This is a genomic window from Variovorax sp. UMC13 (genome assembly GCF_014170375.1).
GTDB lineage: Bacteria > Pseudomonadota > Gammaproteobacteria > Burkholderiales > Burkholderiaceae_C > Variovorax.
Window position 1 is genome coordinate 269746 of record NZ_LZZW01000024.1, and the last position, 19281, is coordinate 289026.

Here is a 19281-nt window from a genome sequence, read left to right on the forward strand (position 1 = left end):
GCCGCTTGCCTATCGGCAGCGCAGCGCGAACTGGCGGTCCCTCGCCTGCTTGCGCCGTGCGTCCAGCAGCAGGCCGCGGTTCGAGGACGGCGCCGGCCGCAGGCGGCGCTCGAAGGCCGTCAAGGGCGCCCGGCTGCTGTGCAGCGGGGCCAGGTCGGAGAACGGAGGAGGCACGGCCAGCTCAGGCAGGGTCCGCGGTCGGCGCGCCGGTCAGCAGGCGTTCGAGGGCCTTGGGCTGCAGCGGCCGCGCGAAGCCGTAGCCCTGGATGTCGTCGCATTTCAGCGCCTCCAGCGCCGCGGCCTGCGCGGGTGTCTCCATGCCCTCGGCCGTGACCTTCATGCCCAGCGCATGCGCCAGCGACACGATGGCCGCGACGATGGCGTAGCCCTTGCCCGGCTGGTCCACGTTCATGACCAGCGAGCGGTCGATCTTGAGCCGGTCGAAGGGAAACTGCGTGAGGTAGGAGAAGCTCGAGTAGCCGGTGCCGAAGTCGTCGATGGCCAGCTCGATGCCCAGCTGGCGCAGCTGTTCGAGCGTGGCCAGCGCGCGTGCCGCGTCGTTGAGGAAGATGCTCTCGGTGATCTCGATCTCCAGGTGCTCGGGCCCCAGGCCCGCATCGGCCAGCGCGCTCTGCACCATCTCGACCAGCCCGGGCGACAGCAGCTGGTGGGCCGACACGTTGACCGCCACCCGCGGCGCCTCGCCGCCCCGGCGCGCCATCAGCCGGTGCAGCCGGCCCACCTCGCGGCAGGCCTCGCGCATCACCCATTCGCCGATCGGCCCGATCAGGCCGATGTCCTCGGCCACCGGGATGAAGGCCGCGGGGCTGACCGGCCCCAGCGCCGGGCATTGCCAGCGCAGCAGCGCCTCCATGTGGCGCACGCGCCCGGTCGCGAGGTGGAGCTGCGGCTGGAACACCAGGCTGAACTGGTTGCGCTCCAGCGCCTCGCGCAGCAGGCCTTCGAGCTGCAGCCGGCCCTCGGCCTGGGACTGCATCGCGTTGCTGAACCAGCGCGCCTGCGCCGCGCCCGCCGCCTTGGCCACGCCGAGCGCCACGCGCGCACGGTGCAGCAGCTCGGTCACGTCGGCACGGTTCTCGAGGTTGCTGATCGCGCCGCCGATGCAGGCCGTGAGGCGCAGGCTGCGGTCGGCGCCCTGCATGGGCAGCGACAGGCCGTGCAGCATGGCGTCGATGCGGGCGTCGACCTCGTGCGTATCGCCGTCCACCACGCAGGCCAGCAACCCGCCGCCCAGGGTCGCGAGCACCGCTTCGGGCCCGAGTGCGCCGCGGATGCGGTGCGCGCACAACTGCAGCACCTGCCCCAGCATCTCGTCGCCCTGCGAATCGCGCAGGCGCGCCATCTGGTCGAGCTCGACCACCAGCAGCGCGCAGGGCCGCTGACGCTGGCGCGCGGACTGCAGCTTGAGCGCCGCGCGCTCGCGCAGCCAGGCCACGTTGGGCAATTGGGTCCAGGCGTCGTGGAAGCCGTCGTTCCAGCGTGCCATCGCCTGCGTCTCGCGCGGCGGCACCGGGACCAGCGTGCCGAGCCAGCTGTGCGGCGCGTCGTCCTGCTGCGGCATCGCGGTGAGCACGAGCTGCACCGGCAGCGTGCGGCCGTCGCGGTGCTGGGTGGTCCACGACGGGCGGGCGAGCGACTCGGGGCCCGACGGCAATTCGAAGGCGCCATGCACCAGCGCGATGGTCTGCCGATCGACTAGCTCATGGGCCGCGTGGCCCGTCAGGCGTTCGTAGGCGGGATTGACCCGCAGGTAGACGCCCTGGGCGTCGCATGCGAACAGCGCCTGCGGCAGGCTGTCGACGATATCGGCATTCCGGACCGCGGCAATGGAGGACATGGGATCACCCGCTCAAAGATGAAGAACCATTGTAGTGAGCGCTCCGGCGGCGCCCGCCCCCTCCCCGCGCGCGGCTAGGAGCCGCTCTTGAGCCGCGCGTACTCGCTGCGCTTCATCTCGAGGTATTCCGAGCGCTCGGTCTCGTGCAGCTGCCGCGCGTAGCGCTCGGTGGCATCGAACCAGGCGGCCAGCCGGCGGTCGAGCTGCTCGGGCCTCGGCGCGTCGAGGAAGGCGTCGATCGCCAGGTAATAGCGCATGGTGTTGCGCTCGACCACGCCGCGCACCCCGCCCACGTAGCCGGACGCGCCCTTGGGCGTGAAGCCGACCTTGTCGCTGCCCAGCGTGCCAAGGTAGGCCTGCATGGCCAGCCGTGCGGCGGTGCCGTAGCCATAGGCATAGGACAGGTGGACGAAGCTCTGCTTGGCACTCAGCGGCGTGGCCTCGAAGCCGATGCGGTAGTCGCGCGTGGACATCGGCCCGCTGGCGGCCGACAACCGCACCGACAGGTAGTCGGCCGTCGCCGCGGCACCGCCCCAGGTGAAGGGCACGCGCTGCGCCTGGTCCAGCGGCTGGTCGAACTTGCGCCCGATCGCCACCTCGACCACGGGTGCGGCCTCGCCGCCCTTGACCACGCAATGCTTGGTGTTGAGGTGCAGCATCAGCACCTCGCACCAGTTGGCCGGCCGCTCGAGCGCCGACAGCTCGGCAAAGGGATGGTCGACCACCGCGTAGATGTCGCCGCTCAAGCGGTCGGTGCTCTCCGTGGAATCGAGCACCAGCCGGCGCTGGAAGGGGTTGTCGGCCAGCCGCGCGGTCAGCGCCTGGTGCCGGGCCTTGAGCGCGGCCGCGTCCTGGGCCGCGGCACCCGTGCCGAAGCACAGCAGGGAGAGGCCGAGCGCGACGGCCGACAGGCCCCGGAGGGCCCGGCGCAGGGTGATGGGATTCGACATGGTCCGGCCACCCTACGCGCGGCCGCGGCGCCGCCGTGTAGGAAAACAGGTCGGCCGGACGGGTTCAGCCGCGCAGTTGGGCGCGCAGCTGCTGGCCGATCTCCGGTCGTTCGAGGAAGGGATCGGCCGGGTTGGTGCCCGAGACGATGCCTTCCATGCGGCTCCTCACGTTGCCCAGCGCCTTGGGGTGGCTGAAGATGTAGAACTGGTTGTCCCGGATCGCGTCGAAGACCTTGCCCGCCACGTCGGCCGCGCTGACCTTGCCGCTGCTCACGGCCTTGGAGGTCATGGCCTGGCCGATCAGCTGGCTCTTGGCTCCTGAGTTCGCCTGCGGGCAGGTCGCCGGGTCGGTTGCGTTCGCTGCTGTTGATGCCGGTGGCCACGAAGTAGGGGCACAGCAGGCTCGCGCCGACCTGGTCGGTCACCAGCGAAAGATCCTGATACAGCGTTTCGGTCAGGCTCACCACCGCGTGCTTGCTCACGTTGTAGACGCCCATGTTGGGCGGCGTGAGCAGGCCGGCCATGCTGGCCGTGTTGACGATGTGGCCGCGGTACGACGGGTCCTTCGCGGCAGCGGCCAGCATCATCGGCGTGAACAGGCGCACGCCGTGCACCACGCCCCAGACGTTGACGCCCATCACCCATTCCCAGTCGGCCACGGTGTTCTCCCACACCAGCCCGCCCGCGCCCACGCCCGCGTTGTTGAACACGAAGTGCGGCGCGCCGAAACGCTGCTGCACCGCCTGCGCGAGCGATTCCATCTGGTCGGCCTTGGACACGTCGACCCGGCGCGCCAGCACCTGGGCGCCCGCGGCCTCCATCTCGGCCTGGGCGCGGTCGAGCGCGTCCTGCTGCACGTCGACCAGCACGAGGTTCATGCCGCGCGCCGCGCCGATGCGCGCGCACTCGAGGCCGAAGCCCGATCCGGCGCCGGTGAGCACGGCGGTCTTGCCCTTGAAATCCTGAATCATGGAAGCGGTCCTTTTTGCGTTGTCGTCTCTGGCCTCGTATTGAACCGCGTTGCGGCGCCGCGCGATGTCCTGCGCGCGACGGCGTTCAGCCCTCGGCCTTGCGCAGCACGTAGCCGATGCGCGGGAAGTGCACGTGCACAGTGCCCGTGCGTTCGCTGCTGCGCGCCAGCGTGTAGTGGGTGCGCGTCGCGGCGACCAGCTGGCCGGCGGTTTCCTCGAGGCCGAAGCTCTCGGCACGGACCGTGACCTGGCTGCCGAGCGGGATGCCGTGGTCGTCCTGGAAGGTGCTGTCGGTCAGCACCGTCATCGGCGTCGCCGCCTGGGCCACGGCGATGGCTTCCGCCGCGCTGAACTTCGCCGGGTGGCCGTGGCCGATGGCGGCGATGCGGTCCATCCAGTCGACCACCGCGGGTGTGAGGTCGAGGATGCCCTTCACGGCCTCGATGCGGCGCGTGTACCAGAGCGGGTGGTAGGCGGAGAAGTCGGCGATGCAGGGCACTTCGCCGAGCAGGAAGGGCTTGTCGTCGAGCATGTCCGACAGGCGCCGCAGGTAGGATTTGTAGGCGCTGGTGGCATCGGCCGGGCGCAGCCGCGTCATGTTGCCCGCACTCATCTTGCCGCGGTCCTCGCCGAAGGCCTTGGCCGCTTCGGGCGGCGCGTTGGCGAAGACCTCGGCCGCGCCCTTCGGCTGGAGGCTCCAGGCCATCGCGGCCCAGAACAGCGTGGTGTCGGCCCACTGCGACAGGATGCGCGACAGGCCCTTCTCGGGCTCGGGGTAGAGCGTGGCCTGGGGCTGCAGGTGTTCCAGCACGTCGGCGATCAGCGCCGAATCGCAGTACATGTCGGCGCCGATCTGCAGGAACGGCGTCTTGCGGTAGCCGCCGGTGAGTTCGAGCACCTCGGGCTTGGGCATGATCGGCGGGATGAAGACCGACTTCCACGGCAGCTTCTTGACGCCCAGGATCAGGCGGACCTTCTCGGAGAAGGGAGACGTGGGGTAGTGATGGAGGATCAGATCGGTCATGCCGCCACCCTACCCGCTCCGCCCCGCAACGTCGAGTCCTGGGCGCGACACGCGCGCCGCCGGCTCAGCGGGGCATGGCCCGGGCGATGATCGCGTCGAAGTCGGCGCCGCGGCCCAGCGTGCCGAAGGCCTGGCCCCAATCGCCGCCCAGGCGCGAGGCGCAAAAGGCGTCGGTGACGGCCGGTGGCGCGGTCTGCGCCAGCAGCGCGCCCTGCACCGCCAGCGCCACGTCCTGCGCCAGCCGGCGCGCCTCGGTCTCGGTGGCCAGGGCCTCGATGCGCGCGGGCAGGGCATCGGCCAGCCGGTCGAGCGCGGCGTGGAGGCCGCGCGCGGGCGCGAGTTCCTGCGCCAGCGCCGCCACCACGTCGCCCTTGCGGGTGGCGCGCAGCAGGTCGAGCGCCATGATGTTGCCCGCGCCTTCCCAGATCGAATTGAGCGGCATCTCGCGGTAGACCCGCGCCATCACGCACTCGCCGCCCTCCTCCACGTAGCCGTTGCCGCCCAGGCATTCCATCGCCTCCTGCGCGAAGTGGCTGCCACGCTTGCAGATCCAGTACTTGGCGACTGGCGTGAGCAGGCGCGCCATCAGGCGCTCGTGGGCGTCGCCGGGCCGGTCGAAGGCGCGCGCGAGGCGGATCGCGAGCGCGGTCGCGGCTTCGCTCTCGAGCGCCAGGTCGGCCAGCACGTTCTTCATCAGCGGATGTTCGATCAGCGGCTTGCCGAAGGCGCTGCGCTGCACCGTGTGGTCGAGCGCCAGCGACAGCGCCTGGCGCATCAGGCCGCTGGTGCCCAGCGCGCAGTCGAGCCGGGTCATGGTGCCCATCTCGAGGATCTGCGGCACGCCGCGGCCCTCCTCACCCACCCGCCAGGCGCTGGCGCCCTGGAACTCGACCTCGGCGCTGGCGTTGGCCTTGTTGCCCAGCTTGTCCTTCAGGCGCTGGATGCGGATCGCGTTGCGCGTGCCGTCGGGCAGCACGCGCGGCAGGAAGAAGCAGCTCAGCCCGGCCGGCGCCTGCGCGAGCACCAAAAAGGCATCGCACATCGGCGCCGAGAAGAACCACTTGTGGCCGGTGATCGCGTAGCGCTCGCCCCAGGCGTCGCTGCCCTCGTGCACCGCCTGCGTGGTGTTGGCCCGCACGTCGGAGCCGCCCTGCTTCTCGGTCATGCCCATGCCCATGGTCAGGCCGGGCTTGTCGCGCCAGGGCTTGAGCGCCGGGTCGTAGGCGCGGCTGGCCAGCTTGTCGCCCCAGTCGGCATGGATGGCGGCGTAGGTCATGGAGATCGGGCACAGCACCGAGGGCTCGAGCTCGGTGAAGAGCATGAAGCCGGCCGCGCGCTCGACGTGCGGCGAGGCCTGCTCCGCCGGCGCGGTGGAAGCCCAGGGCGTGCCGTGCAGGCCCGCACTCACCGCCGCGTTCATCAGCACGTGGTAGCTGGGATGGAACTCCACCTCGTCGATGCGGCGGCCGAAGCGGTCGTGCGAATGCAGCACCGGCGCGTGGGTGTTGGCCTGCCGCGCATGGGCCTGCATCGCGTCGCCGCCGACCAGCGCACCGAGCGCCTCGAGCCCGGCCGTCGGCAGTTGCGGCGCATGGAAGCGCAAGGCGTCGCGCAGCGCGAGGTTGGATGCGAACAGGTTGTAGCCCGCGAGCGGCACGGGCTGGTTGAAAACCTCGTGCGTCGCGTGCATCACGGTGCTCCCGTCTCAGCTGCTCAGATGAGCTTGACCAGTTGCTTGCCGAAGTTGCGGCCCTTGAGCAGGCCCAGGAACGCCTCGGGCGCCGCGGCGATGCCCTCGGCCACCGACTCGCGCGGGCGCAGCTTGCCGCTGGCCACCAGGCCGCCCAGCTCCTTGAGCGCCTCGGGCCAGAATTCCATGTGCTCGCTGACGATGAAGCCTTCGATCTTGAGCCGGTTGATCAGGATCAGCGCGGGGTTGGCCAGCGGCAGCGGCGCACCGTCGTAGCCGGCGATCATCCCGCACAGCGCCACGCGGGCGAAGGCGTTGGTGCGCAGCAGCACCGCATCGAAGATGTAGCCGCCGACGTTCTCGAAGTAGCCGTCGATGCCGTCCGGGCAGGCTTCCTTGAGCGCCTGCGACATGCTCTTGACGTCGGGATGCTGCTTGTAGTCGATGCAGGCGTCGAAGCCCAGTTCCTCGGTCGCGTAGCGGCACTTGTCCGTGCCGCCGGCGATGCCCACCACGCGGCAGCCGCGGGCCTTGGCCAGCGCGGCGAAGGCGCTGCCCACCGCGCCGCTGGCGGCCGTGACCACCACCGTCTCGCCGGCCTTGGGCGCGATGATCTTGACCAGGCCGTACCAGGCGGTCACGCCCGGCATGCCGACCGCGCCCAGGTAGTGCGACAGCGGCACGTGGGTGGTGTCGACCTTGCGCAGCGCGCCGACCACGTTGCCGTCGACCACGCTGTACTCCTGCCAGCCGCCGAAGCCCACCACCTTGTCGCCCACGGCGTACTTCGGGTTCCGGCTCTCGACCACCTCGCCCACCGTGCCGCCCTGCATCACCTGGCCCAGCGGCTGCGGCTGCGCATAGCTCTTGGAATCGTTCATGCGCCCGCGCATGTACGGGTCCAGGCTCAGGTAATGGTGGCGCACCAGCACCTGGTTGTCCTCGAGCGCCGGCGTCTCGGCGGTGACGAGCTTGAAGTTGCCGACGACGGCCTCGCCCTCGGGGCGGTTGTCCAGATGTTGTTGGCGATTGGTGGGCATGAAAAGCTCCTGTTCGATGTCGGTGGTGTCTGTCTTCAGTCGGGAAACACCGCGGAACCGGCTTTGCCGGGCCGCTGGTGTTGCCCCCCTTCCAGGGGGGAGGCGCCGAAGGCGCTTCGGGGGGCTAGTCAGTGGACGGCGGACGTTGCGCGTTCGCGCTCGCCGGCCCCGTCGGCAGCCGCCGCTTCACGTACTTGAAGGTGCCCGTCGACTGCGCGCAGGCCTGCTCCTTCTCATCGTAGATCGTGGCTTCGACGAAAGCCAGCGTCGCGGTGCGATGGATCAGCCGGCCGCGCGCGCGCAGCGGGCCGACCGAGGGCCGCATGAAGCTGGTCTTCATCTCGATCGTGACCACGCCGACCTCGGGGGTATCGCTGCGCGCCGCCGCGGCCATCGCGATGTCCAGCAGCGTCATGCAGGCGCCGCCGTGCGCCACGTCGAAGGTGTTCAGGTGCTCGGGCTTGGGCGTGTAGAGGATCTCGGAGGCCCCGCCCTCGAACTTGGTGAGCTCGAAGCCCAGGTGCCGCGCGAACGGGATCTGGCTGGTGTAGGAACGGACGTTGATGTCCTTGTTGTCGCTCACGGTCGCGGTCCCGTTCAGGCCAGCACGACGCTCACGCCGCCGTCGACCGCCAGCCACTGGCCGGTGATGTGCTTGCCGGCTTCGCTCGCGTAGAGCAGCGTGATGCCCTTGAGGTCCTCGTCGTCGCCCAGGCGGCCCAGCGGCACGGTGGCGGTCATCTTGTCCTCGCCCACGTTCTGGATCAGCACCGAGGCCATCTTGGTCATGAAGAAGCCGGGGCAGATCGCGTTGACGTTGATGTTGTACTTGCCCCATTCGGCGGCCAGCGTCTTGGTGAAGCCGATCACCGCGGTCTTCGAGGTGTTGTAGGCCAGGGTCTGGATCTCGGGGCCGTTGCCGTTCAAGCCCGCGATCGAGGCGATGTTGATGATGCGCCCGGTCTTGTTCGGGATCATGTACTGGTTGGCCACCTGCTGGGCCAGCACGAAGTAGCCGCGCACGTTGAGGTTCATCACCTTGTCCCAGGCGTTGACCGGATGCGATTCGGCCGGTGCGCCCCAGCTCGCGCCGGCGTTGTTGACCAGGATGTCGATCGCGCCCATGCGCTCGAGCGTCTGGTCGGCCAGGCGGCGGGTGTCCTCCTCCTTGGCGCAATCGGCGGCGATCCAGCGCGCGTCGATCCCGGCCGCCTGCAGTTCGGCCGTGGCCTGCTCCAGGTCGTCGGCCTTGCGCGAGCTCAGCATGATCCGCGCACCGGCCTCGCCCAGCGCATGGGCCATCTGCAGGCCCAGGCCGCGCGAGCCGCCGGTGATGAGCGCGGACTTGCCGCTGAGGTCGAAAAGTTGTTGAACGGTGCGTTGGCTCATGGGTGCGTCTTTCTGTGTGTGGGTTCCGATCCGCCGCTTCGCAACCGGCAGGACCAAGTCCAGGGATACCGCGGAACCGGCTTCGCCGGGCCGCTGGTATCGCCTCCTGGGGGGAGGCGCCGCAGGCGCTTCGGGGGGGTTAAATCTCGTAATCGAAGACGCTGCGCGAAGCCCGCGCCGGCAGCGTCGCCACCACCTCCTGGTGCCGCGGATGCACGACATAGGCCTGCAGCGAGGCCGCGTCGTCGAACACCGAATACAGCGCCACGTCGTGGTTGGCTTCCAGGCCCTCGGCCTGCACGGCAACCTCGAACTCGCGCATGCCGGGCACGATGCCCTTGCAGGTCTCGAGCAGCTGCTTGAATTGCGGCGCCTGGGCGGCGTCGACGAGTTTCCACATCACGATGTGCTTGATCATGGTCGGCCCTGTCAGTCCTTGTAGCGAGAACGCAGGTAGATGAGCGCCACGCCGACGGCCGCGGCGAGCGCGCCCGGCGTGGCCATGCTCCAGCCGAGCACCGTGTCGGTGCGGGCGGTGGCGACGCCCAGGATCACCAGGAACAGGCCCCCGTAGATCAGGAGCCAGGTCCATTTCTCCAGGCCGGCGTGCGGCTTGGGCGGTTCGTTCGAACGTAGTTTGGGCATGTAACTTCCGCTGTTCATCAGAATGCTTCCTCGGGCATTTGGGCGCAGGTGGGATCTCGGGTCTCGACCACATGGAGCCACGCGCCGATTTTCGGCAATTCGTAGTGATAGAAATAGCTCGCGGCCCCGAGCCTGCCGACGGTGGCGGGCGTCGACGCCGCGGCATCGTCCTGAAGCGAACGATGTGCGAGGTCGAGCCAGATCCACGCCAGCACGGTATGGCCGAAAGCCTGCATATAGGGTACCGCGTTCGCGAGGGCCGCTCCCGGATCGCCGGTCGACCAGGCGGCGCGGGTGGCGGCCTCGACCTGCGCGAGCGCGTCGGTCAGGGCTTGGGCATCGGCGGCCAGCGCCGGCACGGCAGCCGCGCGCGCGGCCGTTTCGGCGATGCGCGCGGCCAGCAGCGCCAGGCCGCGCCCGTCTTCCATCAGCACCTTGCGGCCCAGGAGGTCGGCCGCCTGGATGCCGTGCGTGCCCTCGTGGATCATGTTCAGGCGGTTGTCGCGCCAGTACTGCTCGACCGGGAAATCGCGCGTGTAGCCATAGCCGCCGTGGACCTGGATGGCCAGCGAATTGGCCTCCAGGCACCATTCGCTGGGCCAGCTCTTGGCGATGGGCGTGAGCACCTCCAGCAGCAGCCGCGCCTCGTCGGCCGCCTGCGCGTCGCCGGTCTTCTGCACGTCGACCAGCCGCGCGCAGTAGAGCTGCAGCGCCAGCGACCCTTCGCAGTACGCCTTCTGCGCCAGCAGCATGCGGCGCACGTCGGCGTGCTCGATGATGCGCACCTGCGGCCTGGCCGCGTCCTTGCCGGCCGGGCCCACGGGCCGGCCCTGCGGCCGCTGCCTGGCATAGGCCAGCGAGGCCTCGTAGCCGGCCATGCCCAGCATCGTGGCCGCCATGCCGATCGCGATGCGCGCCTCGTTCATCATGTGGAACATGCAGTGCAGGCCCTTGCCGGGCTGCCCGACCAGGTAGCCCACGGCGCCGGCCTTGCCGTCGACCGGGTACCTGCCCTCGCCGAAGTTCAGCAGCGTGTTGGTGGTACCGCGCCAGCCCAGCTTGTGGTTGAGGCCGGCCAGCGCCACGTCGTTGCGTTCGCCGGTCAGCGCGCCCGCGGTGTCGACCATCTTCTTCGGCACGATGAACAGCGAGATGCCGCGCGTGCCCGGCACCAGCTTGCCGTCCGCGTCGGGGATCTTGGCCAGCACGATGTGCACGATGTTCTCGGTCAGCTCGTGGTCGCCGGACGAGATCCACATCTTGTTGCCGGTCAGGCGGTAGCGCGGGCCCAGCGGATCGTCCTGGAAATCGGCGCCATCGGGCACCGCGCGCGTGGCCACGTCGCTCAGCGAGGAGCCGGCCTGCGGCTCCGACAGGCACATGGTGCCGGCCCAGCGGCCCGAGAACTCGTTCTTCGCGAACACCTCCTGCTGCGTCGGCGTGCCGTGCACCATCAGCAGGTTGGCGTTGCCGCTGGTCAGCATGTTCGAGCCGATGCTGACCGAGGCCATGGCGAAGAAGGCATTGGCCGCCGCCTGCACCGTGTAGGGCAGCTGCATGCCGCCGATCTCGTAGTCCTGCGCGGCGCTCAACATGCCCGAGCCTGCGTAGGCCTCGTGCGCGTCGTGGGTGGCCTGGGGCAGGATCACCTTCTCGCCGTCGAAGTGCGGCTCCTGCGTGTCGACGATGCGGTTCGCCGGCGCGTACTTCTCGCGCGCGATGCGCTCGCAGGTGTCGAGCACCGCGTCGAAGGTTTCGCGCGAATGGTCGGCGAAACGCTCGTTCTGGTTGAGCGACTCGGCATCGAGCCAGTCGTAGAGCAGGAAGTCGAGGGTGGGGCGAAACGTCATGGCCGTGCCGTGCAGGAAGAAGACAAGCCGGTCAATGTACTGGAATCAATGCGCGCGGCCTGACTCCTTGAAGACACGCGCCGTGTCGCCCGGACGCTCGCCGAAGCGCCGCTGGTAGTGGGCCGCGAAATGGCCCGCATGGAAGAAACCGTAACGTTCGGCGAGCCTCGTCAAGGCGCCGGGTTCCGCGCGGATCGCCCCGCTCACCAGCGCCTGACGCACCAGGTCCAGCCGCAGCCCGCGCCAATGGGCCATCGGGCTTTCGCCGGTGGCGGCCGCGAAGGCCTGCTGCAGGCCGCGCGCGCTCACGCCCAGATGGCGGCACAGGTCGACCAGCGTGAGCGGCTCCGCCGCATGGGCGCGCATGAATTCCTGGGCCCGGCGCACCGTGCGCGGCAGCAGGGCGCGCCGGGCCGAGGCGTCGAGCAGCGGCCGCTGGCTGTGCGGAAGCTGCAGCAGCAGTGTGGAGATCAGGTAGCTTTCGGCCTGGCGGGCGAGCGGCGAGCCGGCGAAGCCCGGGTCGGCGTCCAGCGCATCGCAGAGGTAGCGCACGAAAGCCACGGCGGGGGCGACGGAAGGGTCGTCCAGTCGCACGCCCGGATCGAAGACCGGCGGGCCCTGCACCTCGCATTGCGCCAGCTGCGCGAGTTGCGCGAGCACCGCGGCCTGCGAGAAGCGCACGATCAGGTGCGGGCTGTCATCGGCCCAGCGCATGCGCAGCGACTCCGTGGGCGATGGCAGCGAGGCCATGGCGCGGTCGGCCCGCACCTCCTTGCCGCCGCACCAGACGGTGGCGCCGCCGCGCAGGGGAATCTGCAGCAGGTAGAAGCTGCCCAGGTGGCCGGGATCGATTTCCACGGCCGGGCCGTACTGCACGTAGTTGAGGCTGGCGTCCGCGCCCAGCGGCGCGCTGTGATGGCGGGCGTCCAGCGCATCGCGGGGATGGCAGGTGTTGAGCACATGCGGGCAGAACACCCGCGCCACGCTTTCGCGCGCCTGGTCCACGTCGCGGGTGTGGAACAGGCTGAAGCGCGACAGGGGCAGCGAAAGGGGCCGAGCCAGCATGGTGGTGCCAATCTAGCAAAAGGCCGCCCGGCGCACATCGGGGCCGGCCCTCGGCGTCCGGCAAAGAACTGCGCATTCGGGATCCGGCCTGCGCTTTCCGGATCCCGCGCGCGCCCCGCCCTGCCTATCGTTCGGCTCATCCCAACGACAGAAGGAGACGGCGATGTTCAAGGGCTTGCAGGACAAGGTGGCGATCGTGACCGGCGGGGCGACCCTGATCGGCGCTGGCGTGGTGCGCGCATTGCACGAGGCCGGGGTGCGGGTGACGCTGGCCGACATCGATGCCGAGGGCGGCGCGCGCGTCGCCGCGCGTTGCGGCGGCGAGGACAAGGTGTGGTTCCGCCGCACCGACATCACCGACGATGCCCAGGTCCGGGCCTGCGCCGACGAGACCGCCGCGCGCTTCGGCCGGGTGGACTTCCTGGTCAACCTGGCCTGCAGCTATGTCGATAACGGCATCGAATCGCCGCGCGCGGACTGGCTCACGGCCCTCAATGTGAACGTGGCCAGCGCGGTGGTGATGCTGCAGGCGGTGCTGCCGCATATGCGCCGCGGCGGCGGGGGCGCGGTGGTGAACTTCACCAGCATTTCCTCCGGCGTGGCCCAGACCGGCCGCTGGCTCTATCCCACCAGCAAGGCCGCGCTGGTGCAGCTCACGCGCAGCATGGCGCTGGACCTGGCGCCCGAACACATCCGCGTCAACAGCGTCTCGCCCGGCTGGACCTGGTCGGCCATCATGGACCAGCTCACGCAGGGCGACCGCGCCAAGACCGACCGCGTGGCCGCCCCCTTCCACATGCTGCGCCGCGTGGGCGACCCCGAGGAGGTGGCGCAGGTGGTGCTGTTCCTGTGCTCCGACCACGCCAGCTTCGTCACCGGGGCGGACTACGCCGTCGACGGCGGCTACTCGGCCATGGGCCCCGAATCCTTCGAGCCCGCCATCCCCAAGCTGATGGCCTGACCCCCCGAAACCACTGGAGACACCCATGCGCAACATCCTCATCGTCGGCGCCGGCCAGTCCGGCCTGCAACTCGCCCTGGGCCTGCAGGCCCGGGGCTATGGCGTGACCGTGGTCTCGAACCGCTCGGCGGACGACATCCGCGGCGGCAAGGTCATGTCCAGCCAATGCATGTTCCACGACAGCCTGCAGCTGGAGCGCGACCGCGGCCTGGCCTTCTGGGAACAGGACTGCCCGCCGGTGGAGGGCATCTCCTTCGCCGTGCCCCACCCCGAGCAGGCGGGCGTCAAGGCGCTGAGCTGGAGCCACCGGCTGGACCATGTCGCGCAGTCGGTCGACCAGCGCGTCAAGGTGCCCGGCTGGATGGAGGCCTTCAGCCAGCGGGGCGGCCGACTGCTCTTCAAGGACGCCGAGATCGACGACCTGGAGCAGTGGACGCGCGAACATGACCTGGTGATCGTGGCCGCCGGCAAGGGCGCGATCGCCAAGATGTTCGAGCGCGACGCCGACCGCAGCCCCTACGACCGGCCCCAGCGTGCCCTGGCGCTCACCTACGTGCACGGCATGCGGCCGCGCGAGGAACACAGCGCGGTGAGCTTCAACCTGATCCCGGGCGTGGGCGAGTACTTCGTCTTCCCGGCACTCACGCACAGCGGCCCGTGCGAGATCATGGTGTTCGAGGGCATCCCGGGCGGCCCGATGGACTGCTGGGCCGATGTCCGCAGCCCCGCCGACCACCTGGCGCGCTCGCTGGAGATCCTGCAGCGCTTCCTGCCCTGGGAGGCGGCACGCTGCGCGCAGGTGGAACTCACCGACGCCAACGGCCTGCTCAGCGGCGCCTTCCCGCCGACCGTGCGCAAGCCGGTCGGGCGCCTGCCCAGCGGCCGGCTGGTGATGGGCATGGCCGACGCGGTGATGCTCAACGACCCGATCACGGGCCAGGGCTCGAACAACGCCGCGAAGTTCGCGCATGCGGTCGAGGCCGCCATCGTCGCGCAGGGCCAGGCGGCCTTCGACGAGCGTTTCATGCACGACACCTTCGAGGGCTTCTGGAACGGCTACGGCACGCATGTGAGCGGCTGGACCAACGCCATGCTGGCGCCGCCGCCCGAACACGTGATGCGGCTGCTGGGCAGCGCTGCCGCATCGCCCGCAGTGGCGCAGCGCATCGTCAACGGCTTCAACGACCCGACCGACTACGCGAACTTCTTCATGCGCCCGGACCTGGCCGATGCCTACCTGGCGCAGGTCGCGCCGGCCGAGGAGGCCGCAGCATGAGCGTGGCCGAAGCCTCTCCCGCCCTGCTCCCGCTACAGGCCCTGCGCCGGGCCGCCTGCCTGCCGCCGGCCGACTTCCGGCTGGCCATGCGCCGGCTCACGGGCGCGGTGTGCATCGTCGCCACCTCCGACGGCCAGCGGCTCACCGGCCTCACGGCCACGGCCGTCACGCCACTGTCAGCGGAGCCCGCCCGCCTGCTGACCTGCATCAACCTCAACGGCAGCACCTTCCGCGGCATCACCGAAAGCCGGCGCATGAGCGTGAACCTGCTGGCCACGCACCATGCCGACCTGGCGGGACGCTTCGGCGGCGCCGGGCCCGGCAGCGGCGACCTGTTCGAGCCCGGCCTGTGGGAGACGCTGACCACGGGCGCCCCGATCCTGCGCGACGCGCTGGTGGCCTTCGACTGCGTGGTCGACGAGATGATGGTCGCGCACAGCCACGCCGTGATGATCGGCGAGATCAAGGCGGTGCAGCTGCACCCGGGACGCCATGCGCCGCTGCTCTACGCCGACGGCCGCTACACCACCTTGCAAGCACCAGGAGACACCACCCCATGAGCATCCCACCCGACACGCATGCAGGCCGCATGAGAATCCGAGCCACCGACGGCAGCGGCGATTTCGGCGCCTACCTGGCCCTGCCCGCATCGGGCAAGGGCCCGGGCATCGTCATCGCGCAGGAGATCTTCGGCGTCAACAGGACGATGCGCGAGCTGGCCGACTATTACGCCGAAGAGGGCTATGTCGCGCTGGTGCCCGACCTCTTCTGGCGCCAGGAGGCCGGCATCGAACTCGACGAATCGCAGTTCGACCGCGCGCTGGCGCTCTACCAGGGCTTCGACGAGGCCAAGGGCGTGGAGGACATCCAGGCCGCGCTGGACGCCTTGCGCTCCCTGCCGGCCTTCGCGGGCCAGGCGGGCGTGCTGGGCTTCTGCCTGGGTGGCAAGCTGGCCTACCTCGCCGCCTGCCGCACCGACTGCGACGTGGCCGTGGCCTACTACGGCGTCGGCATCGAACAGGCGCTGGACGAAGCGCAGGCGCTGACGGGCAAGCCACTGGTGCTGCACATCGCCGAGCAGGACGGCTTCTGCCCGCCGCCGGCACGCGACGCCATCCTGCAGGCGCTGCAGGGACGCGCCGGCGTGGAACTCTACGTCTACCCCGGCGCGGACCATGCCTTCGCCCGCGCCGGCAGCGAGCATTTCCACAAGCCCTCGGCGCTGATGGCGCACCAGCGCAGCATCGCGGCTTTCCGCAAGGTGCTGGGGCCGCATTACGACTTCTCGGCGCTGTGGGACAAGCACTGCGAGCATGAATTCGCCACCCGCGACGTCGAGGCCACCATGGCCACGATGGTGGCCGAGCCCTACGTCAACCACATCCCGACGATGACCGGCGGCGTGGGCCACCGGCTGCTGTCGCGCTTCTACCGCCACCACTTCGTGGATGCGAACCCGCCCGACACCACGCTGATCCCGATCTCGCGCACCGTGGGCACCAGCCAGATCGTCGACGAGATGCTGTTCTGCTTCACCCACAGCTGCGAGATCGACTGGCTGCTGCCGGGCGTGCCGCCCACCGGCCAACGCGTGGAGATCCCGCTGGTCGCCATCGTGAAGTTCCGCGGCGACAAGCTCTACCACGAGCACATCTATTGGGACCAGGCCAGCGTGCTGGTGCAGATCGGCAAGCTGGATCCGACCGGGCTGCCGGTGGCCGGCGTGGAGACCGCGCGCAAGCTGCTCGACGAACAGCTGCCATCGAACACGCTGATGGCCAACTGGGCGCATTCCGCCTAGGCGCGGATGCGAAAAGGCCGCGCCGGGCTGGAAGCCCGACGCGGCCTTTCCTTGCCGCAGTGATTCGAAGATCAGATCACTTCGAACACGCCCGCCGCGCCCATGCCGCCGCCGATGCACATCGTGACCACGACCTTCTTCGCGCCGCGGCGCTTGCCTTCGATCAGCGCGTGGCCCGTGAGGCGCTGGCCGCTCACGCCGTAGGGGTGGCCCACGGCGATGGCGCCGCCGTCGACGTTGAGGCGGTCGGCCGGAATGCCCAGCTTGTCGCGGCAGTAGATCACCTGCACCGCGAAGGCTTCGTTCAGTTCCCACAGGTCGATGTCGTTGACCGTCAGGCCCAGCTTCTTCAGCACCTTGGGAATGGCGAACACCGGGCCGATGCCCATCTCGTCGGGCTCGCAGCCCGCGACCGCGAAGCCCAGGAAACGGCCCAGCGGCTTCAGGCCCTTGCGCTCGGCATAGGCTTCATCGACCAGCACGCAGGCGCCGCCGCCATCGGAGAACTGGCTGGCATTGCCGGCCGAGATCAGGCCGCCGGGCATGGCCGAGCGGATGCCGCTGATGCCTTCCTTGGTGGTGCCGGCGCGGATGCCTTCGTCGTTCTCGACCGTGACTTCCTTGGTGCGCAGGCCCAGCACCGGGTCGGCCACGCCGGCCAGCACGGTGATCGGCGCGATCTCGTCCTTGAAGCGGCCGGCTTCCAGCGCGGCCGTGGCCTTCTGCTGGCTGGCGGCGCCGTACTCGTCCATCGCGTCGCGGCCGATGTTGTAGCGCTTGGCCACCTGCTCGGCCGTCTGCAGCATGTTCCAGTAGATCTCGGGCTTGTGCTTGACCAGCCACGGGTCGGTGATCATGTGGCGGTTGGCTTCGTTCTGCACGCAGGAGATGCTCTCGACGCCGCCGGCCACGTAGACCTCGCCCTCGCCCGCGATGATGCGCTGGGCCGCGGTGGCGATGGTCTGCAGGCCCGAGGAGCAGAAGCGGTTGATGGTCATGCCCGAGGTGGTGATGGGCAAACCGGCGCGCAGCGCGATCTGGCGCGCGATGTTGGAGCCGGTCGCGCCCTCGGGCGTGGCGCAGCCCATGATCACGTCGTCGACCTCGGCGCCGTCGATGCCGGCGCGGGCGACCGCGTGCTGCACCGCATGGCCGCCCAGCGTGGCGCCGTGCGTCATGTTGAAGGCACCCTTCCAGCTCTTGGCGAGCGGCGTGCGGGCGGTGGAAACGATGACGGCGCGGGTCATGGTGAGGTCCTTTGGAGAATGGAAGGGAAAGAGGTCATTGCGCGGCCGCGGCCGGGCCGGTGCTGCGCAGGACCTGGTGATAGAACTGGATCATCCGGGCGTAGTTGGCCACCGCAAGGCGCTCGTTGGTGCCGTGGAAGCGCGCCAGGTCCTCGCCCTTCATCTGCAGCGGCGAGAAGCGGTAGACCGCGTCGCTGACCAGGCTGAAGTGGCGCGAGTCGGTGGCGGCGGTCATCAGGCCCGGCGCCACCACGGCCTCGGGGAAGACCTCGCGCACCGAGCGCGCGAGGGTGGCGTAACCCTTGCCTTCGGTGGGCGACACCGGCGAAGGCTCCGAGTTGCCCGGATAGGCCTCGATCTGGATCGCATCGTTGGCCAGCGTCTTGCGCAGGTGCGCCTCGACGCTCTGCAGCGAATCGCCGGGCAGCACGCGGAAGTTGACCGCCGCCTCGGCGCGGCCGGGCAGCACGTTGTCCTTGTTGCCGGCCTTGACGATGGTCAGCGCGGTGGTGGTGCGCAGCATCGCGTTGCTGCTCGGGCTCTTCTCCAGCTGGCCCTGCACCAGCGGCGCGGTCAGCCAGAGGTTGGTCAGCATGAAGCGGTTGACGCCGCCCATCTCGGGTGCCAGCGTGCCGAACATCGACCGCGCGACGCCCTGGATCCCGCCCGGCATGGGCGTGGCCTCGAGCCGGGCCAGCGCGGCGCTCATCTGGCCGATGGCGCTGTGCGCGGGCGGCATCGACGAATGGCCGGGCGCGGTGTCGAGCGAGAGGAAGAAGGTGGCGTAGCCCTTCTCGGCCAGGCCGATAAGCGCCGCCGGCTTGCTCAGGCCCGGCAGCACGCCGTCGAGCACCAGCAGGCCTTCGTCGAGCACCCAGTCGAGCCGCACGCCGCGGGACTTCAACAGCTGGGCGATGGGCAGCGCGCCGCGCAGGCCGCTGACCTCCTCGTCGTCGCCGAAGACGAAGTAGACGGTCTGGCGCGGCTGGAAACCCGCGGCCACCAGCATCTCGACGGCCTCGAACTGGGCCATCAGGTTGCTCTTGTTGTCGAGCGTGCCGCGGCCCCAGACGAAGCCGTCCTGCACGGTGCCGCTGAAGGGCGCGACGGTCCACATCTTCTCGGTGCCCGGCGCGATCGGCACCACGTCCTGGTGCGCGAGCAGCGCCACCGGAGCGGCGGCCGGGTCGCTGCCGGCCCAGGTGTAGAGCAGCGCCTTGCTGCCGACCACTTCCTTCTTCAGCACGGCATGCAGCTTGGGGAACTGCTGCGCCAGCAGCGCGTGGAGCTTGTCGAACTCGGCCTCGCTCTGCGCCACGTTCTCCAGGCTGGACACCGTGCGCAGCTGCACCGCGCCCGAAAGGCGCTGCACGGCCGCATCGAGGTCGATGGCCAGCGGCGGCGGGGCCGCCACCGCCACCTGCTGCGAGGGCGTGCGCCAGGTGTTGACCGCCATCGCGGCGGCCAGCACCACGACCACGCCCAACACGCCGACGAACGCTCGCTTCAGCACG

General features: G+C 70.0%; 18 protein-coding genes and 1 pseudogene. 4 read left to right on the forward strand and 15 right to left on the reverse strand.

Annotation, left to right across the window (positions count from 1 at the left end; translation table 11 throughout):
• Positions 1 to 9: 9 nt before the first annotated feature.
• From A9977_RS20585 to A9977_RS20645, 13 genes and pseudogenes are all read right to left on the reverse strand, one after another.
• Positions 10 to 174: a hypothetical protein gene (locus A9977_RS20585; protein WP_183026736.1), complete on the reverse strand. Its 165-nt coding sequence runs from the start codon at positions 172 to 174 to the stop codon at positions 10 to 12.
• Between the two features lie 7 nt (positions 175 to 181).
• Entirely contained in the window at positions 182 to 1858 is a 1677-nt protein-coding gene (locus tag A9977_RS20590; RefSeq protein WP_183026737.1) for a bifunctional diguanylate cyclase/phosphodiesterase, read from the reverse strand.
• Positions 1859 to 1932: 74 nt separating this feature from the next.
• Positions 1933 to 2808, reverse strand: coding sequence for a hypothetical protein (locus A9977_RS20595; protein WP_183026738.1), 876 nt, complete (start codon positions 2806 to 2808; stop codon positions 1933 to 1935).
• Positions 2809 to 2872: 64 nt separating this feature from the next.
• A pseudogene (locus tag A9977_RS20600) lies at positions 2873 to 3779 on the reverse strand (SDR family oxidoreductase).
• Positions 3780 to 3864: 85 nt separating this feature from the next.
• Positions 3865 to 4803 carry a glutathione S-transferase family protein gene (locus tag A9977_RS20605; RefSeq protein ID WP_183026739.1) on the reverse strand — a complete coding sequence of 313 codons (939 nt, stop codon included), beginning with the start codon at positions 4801 to 4803 and terminating at the stop codon, positions 3865 to 3867.
• Between the two features lie 64 nt (positions 4804 to 4867).
• Positions 4868 to 6493 (reverse strand): isovaleryl-CoA dehydrogenase, encoded by a 1626-nt coding sequence (locus A9977_RS20610; protein ID WP_183026740.1) that lies wholly within the window; start codon positions 6491 to 6493, stop codon positions 4868 to 4870.
• A gap of 23 nt (positions 6494 to 6516) precedes the next feature.
• Positions 6517 to 7533, reverse strand: a complete 1017-nt coding sequence (locus tag A9977_RS20615) for an NADP-dependent oxidoreductase (protein WP_183026741.1) — start codon at positions 7531 to 7533, stop codon at positions 6517 to 6519.
• Between the two features lie 124 nt (positions 7534 to 7657).
• Entirely contained in the window at positions 7658 to 8116 is a 459-nt protein-coding gene (locus tag A9977_RS20620; RefSeq protein ID WP_183026742.1) for a PaaI family thioesterase, read from the reverse strand.
• A gap of 14 nt (positions 8117 to 8130) precedes the next feature.
• Complete coding sequence (locus A9977_RS20625; RefSeq protein WP_183026743.1) at positions 8131 to 8922, reverse strand: SDR family oxidoreductase; 792 nt, start codon at positions 8920 to 8922, stop codon at positions 8131 to 8133.
• A gap of 139 nt (positions 8923 to 9061) precedes the next feature.
• The gene (locus A9977_RS20630) at positions 9062 to 9340 is read right to left on the reverse strand and encodes a Dabb family protein (protein ID WP_183026744.1); all 279 of its coding nucleotides are present in this window, start codon (positions 9338 to 9340) and stop codon (positions 9062 to 9064) included.
• A gap of 11 nt (positions 9341 to 9351) precedes the next feature.
• A complete protein-coding gene (locus tag A9977_RS20635; RefSeq protein WP_183026745.1) occupies positions 9352 to 9567 on the reverse strand; it encodes a hypothetical protein in 216 nt (71 codons plus the stop codon).
• Between the two features lie 17 nt (positions 9568 to 9584).
• Positions 9585 to 11417: an acyl-CoA dehydrogenase gene (locus A9977_RS20640; protein ID WP_183026746.1), complete on the reverse strand. Its 1833-nt coding sequence runs from the start codon at positions 11415 to 11417 to the stop codon at positions 9585 to 9587.
• 45 nt (positions 11418 to 11462) lie between these two features.
• Positions 11463 to 12482 carry a helix-turn-helix domain-containing protein gene (locus tag A9977_RS20645; protein WP_183026747.1) on the reverse strand — a complete coding sequence of 340 codons (1020 nt, stop codon included), beginning with the start codon at positions 12480 to 12482 and terminating at the stop codon, positions 11463 to 11465.
• Positions 12483 to 12645: 163 nt separating this feature from the next.
• Here A9977_RS20645 and A9977_RS20650 point away from each other — a divergent pair, with 163 nt between their 5' ends.
• The 4 genes from A9977_RS20650 to A9977_RS20665 are packed head-to-tail and all read left to right on the forward strand — an operon-like array spanning position 12646 to position 16520.
• On the forward strand, positions 12646 to 13443 hold the full coding sequence (locus A9977_RS20650; protein ID WP_183026748.1) for an SDR family oxidoreductase: 798 nt from the start codon (positions 12646 to 12648) through the stop codon (positions 13441 to 13443).
• Between the two features lie 25 nt (positions 13444 to 13468).
• Positions 13469 to 14719 carry a styrene monooxygenase/indole monooxygenase family protein gene (locus A9977_RS20655; protein ID WP_183026749.1) on the forward strand — a complete coding sequence of 417 codons (1251 nt, stop codon included), beginning with the start codon at positions 13469 to 13471 and terminating at the stop codon, positions 14717 to 14719.
• Positions 14716 to 15279 carry a flavin reductase family protein gene (locus A9977_RS20660; RefSeq protein WP_183026750.1) on the forward strand — a complete coding sequence of 188 codons (564 nt, stop codon included), beginning with the start codon at positions 14716 to 14718 and terminating at the stop codon, positions 15277 to 15279. Before A9977_RS20655 ends, A9977_RS20660 begins: the two co-directional genes overlap by 4 nt.
• Before the next feature lie 29 nt (positions 15280 to 15308).
• Positions 15309 to 16520 (forward strand): dienelactone hydrolase family protein, encoded by a 1212-nt coding sequence (locus tag A9977_RS20665; RefSeq protein WP_220811964.1) that lies wholly within the window; start codon positions 15309 to 15311, stop codon positions 16518 to 16520.
• A 71-nt stretch (positions 16521 to 16591) separates the two neighbouring features.
• Here A9977_RS20665 and A9977_RS20670 read toward each other — a convergent pair whose 3' ends face one another.
• Both A9977_RS20670 and A9977_RS20675 read right to left on the reverse strand, forming a co-directional pair.
• Positions 16592 to 17767, reverse strand: a complete 1176-nt coding sequence (locus tag A9977_RS20670) for an acetyl-CoA C-acyltransferase (protein ID WP_183026752.1) — start codon at positions 17765 to 17767, stop codon at positions 16592 to 16594.
• 34 nt (positions 17768 to 17801) lie between these two features.
• Positions 17802 to 19280: a M20 family peptidase gene (locus A9977_RS20675; protein WP_183026753.1), complete on the reverse strand. Its 1479-nt coding sequence runs from the start codon at positions 19278 to 19280 to the stop codon at positions 17802 to 17804.
• Between the last annotated feature and the right edge of the window lies 1 nt (position 19281).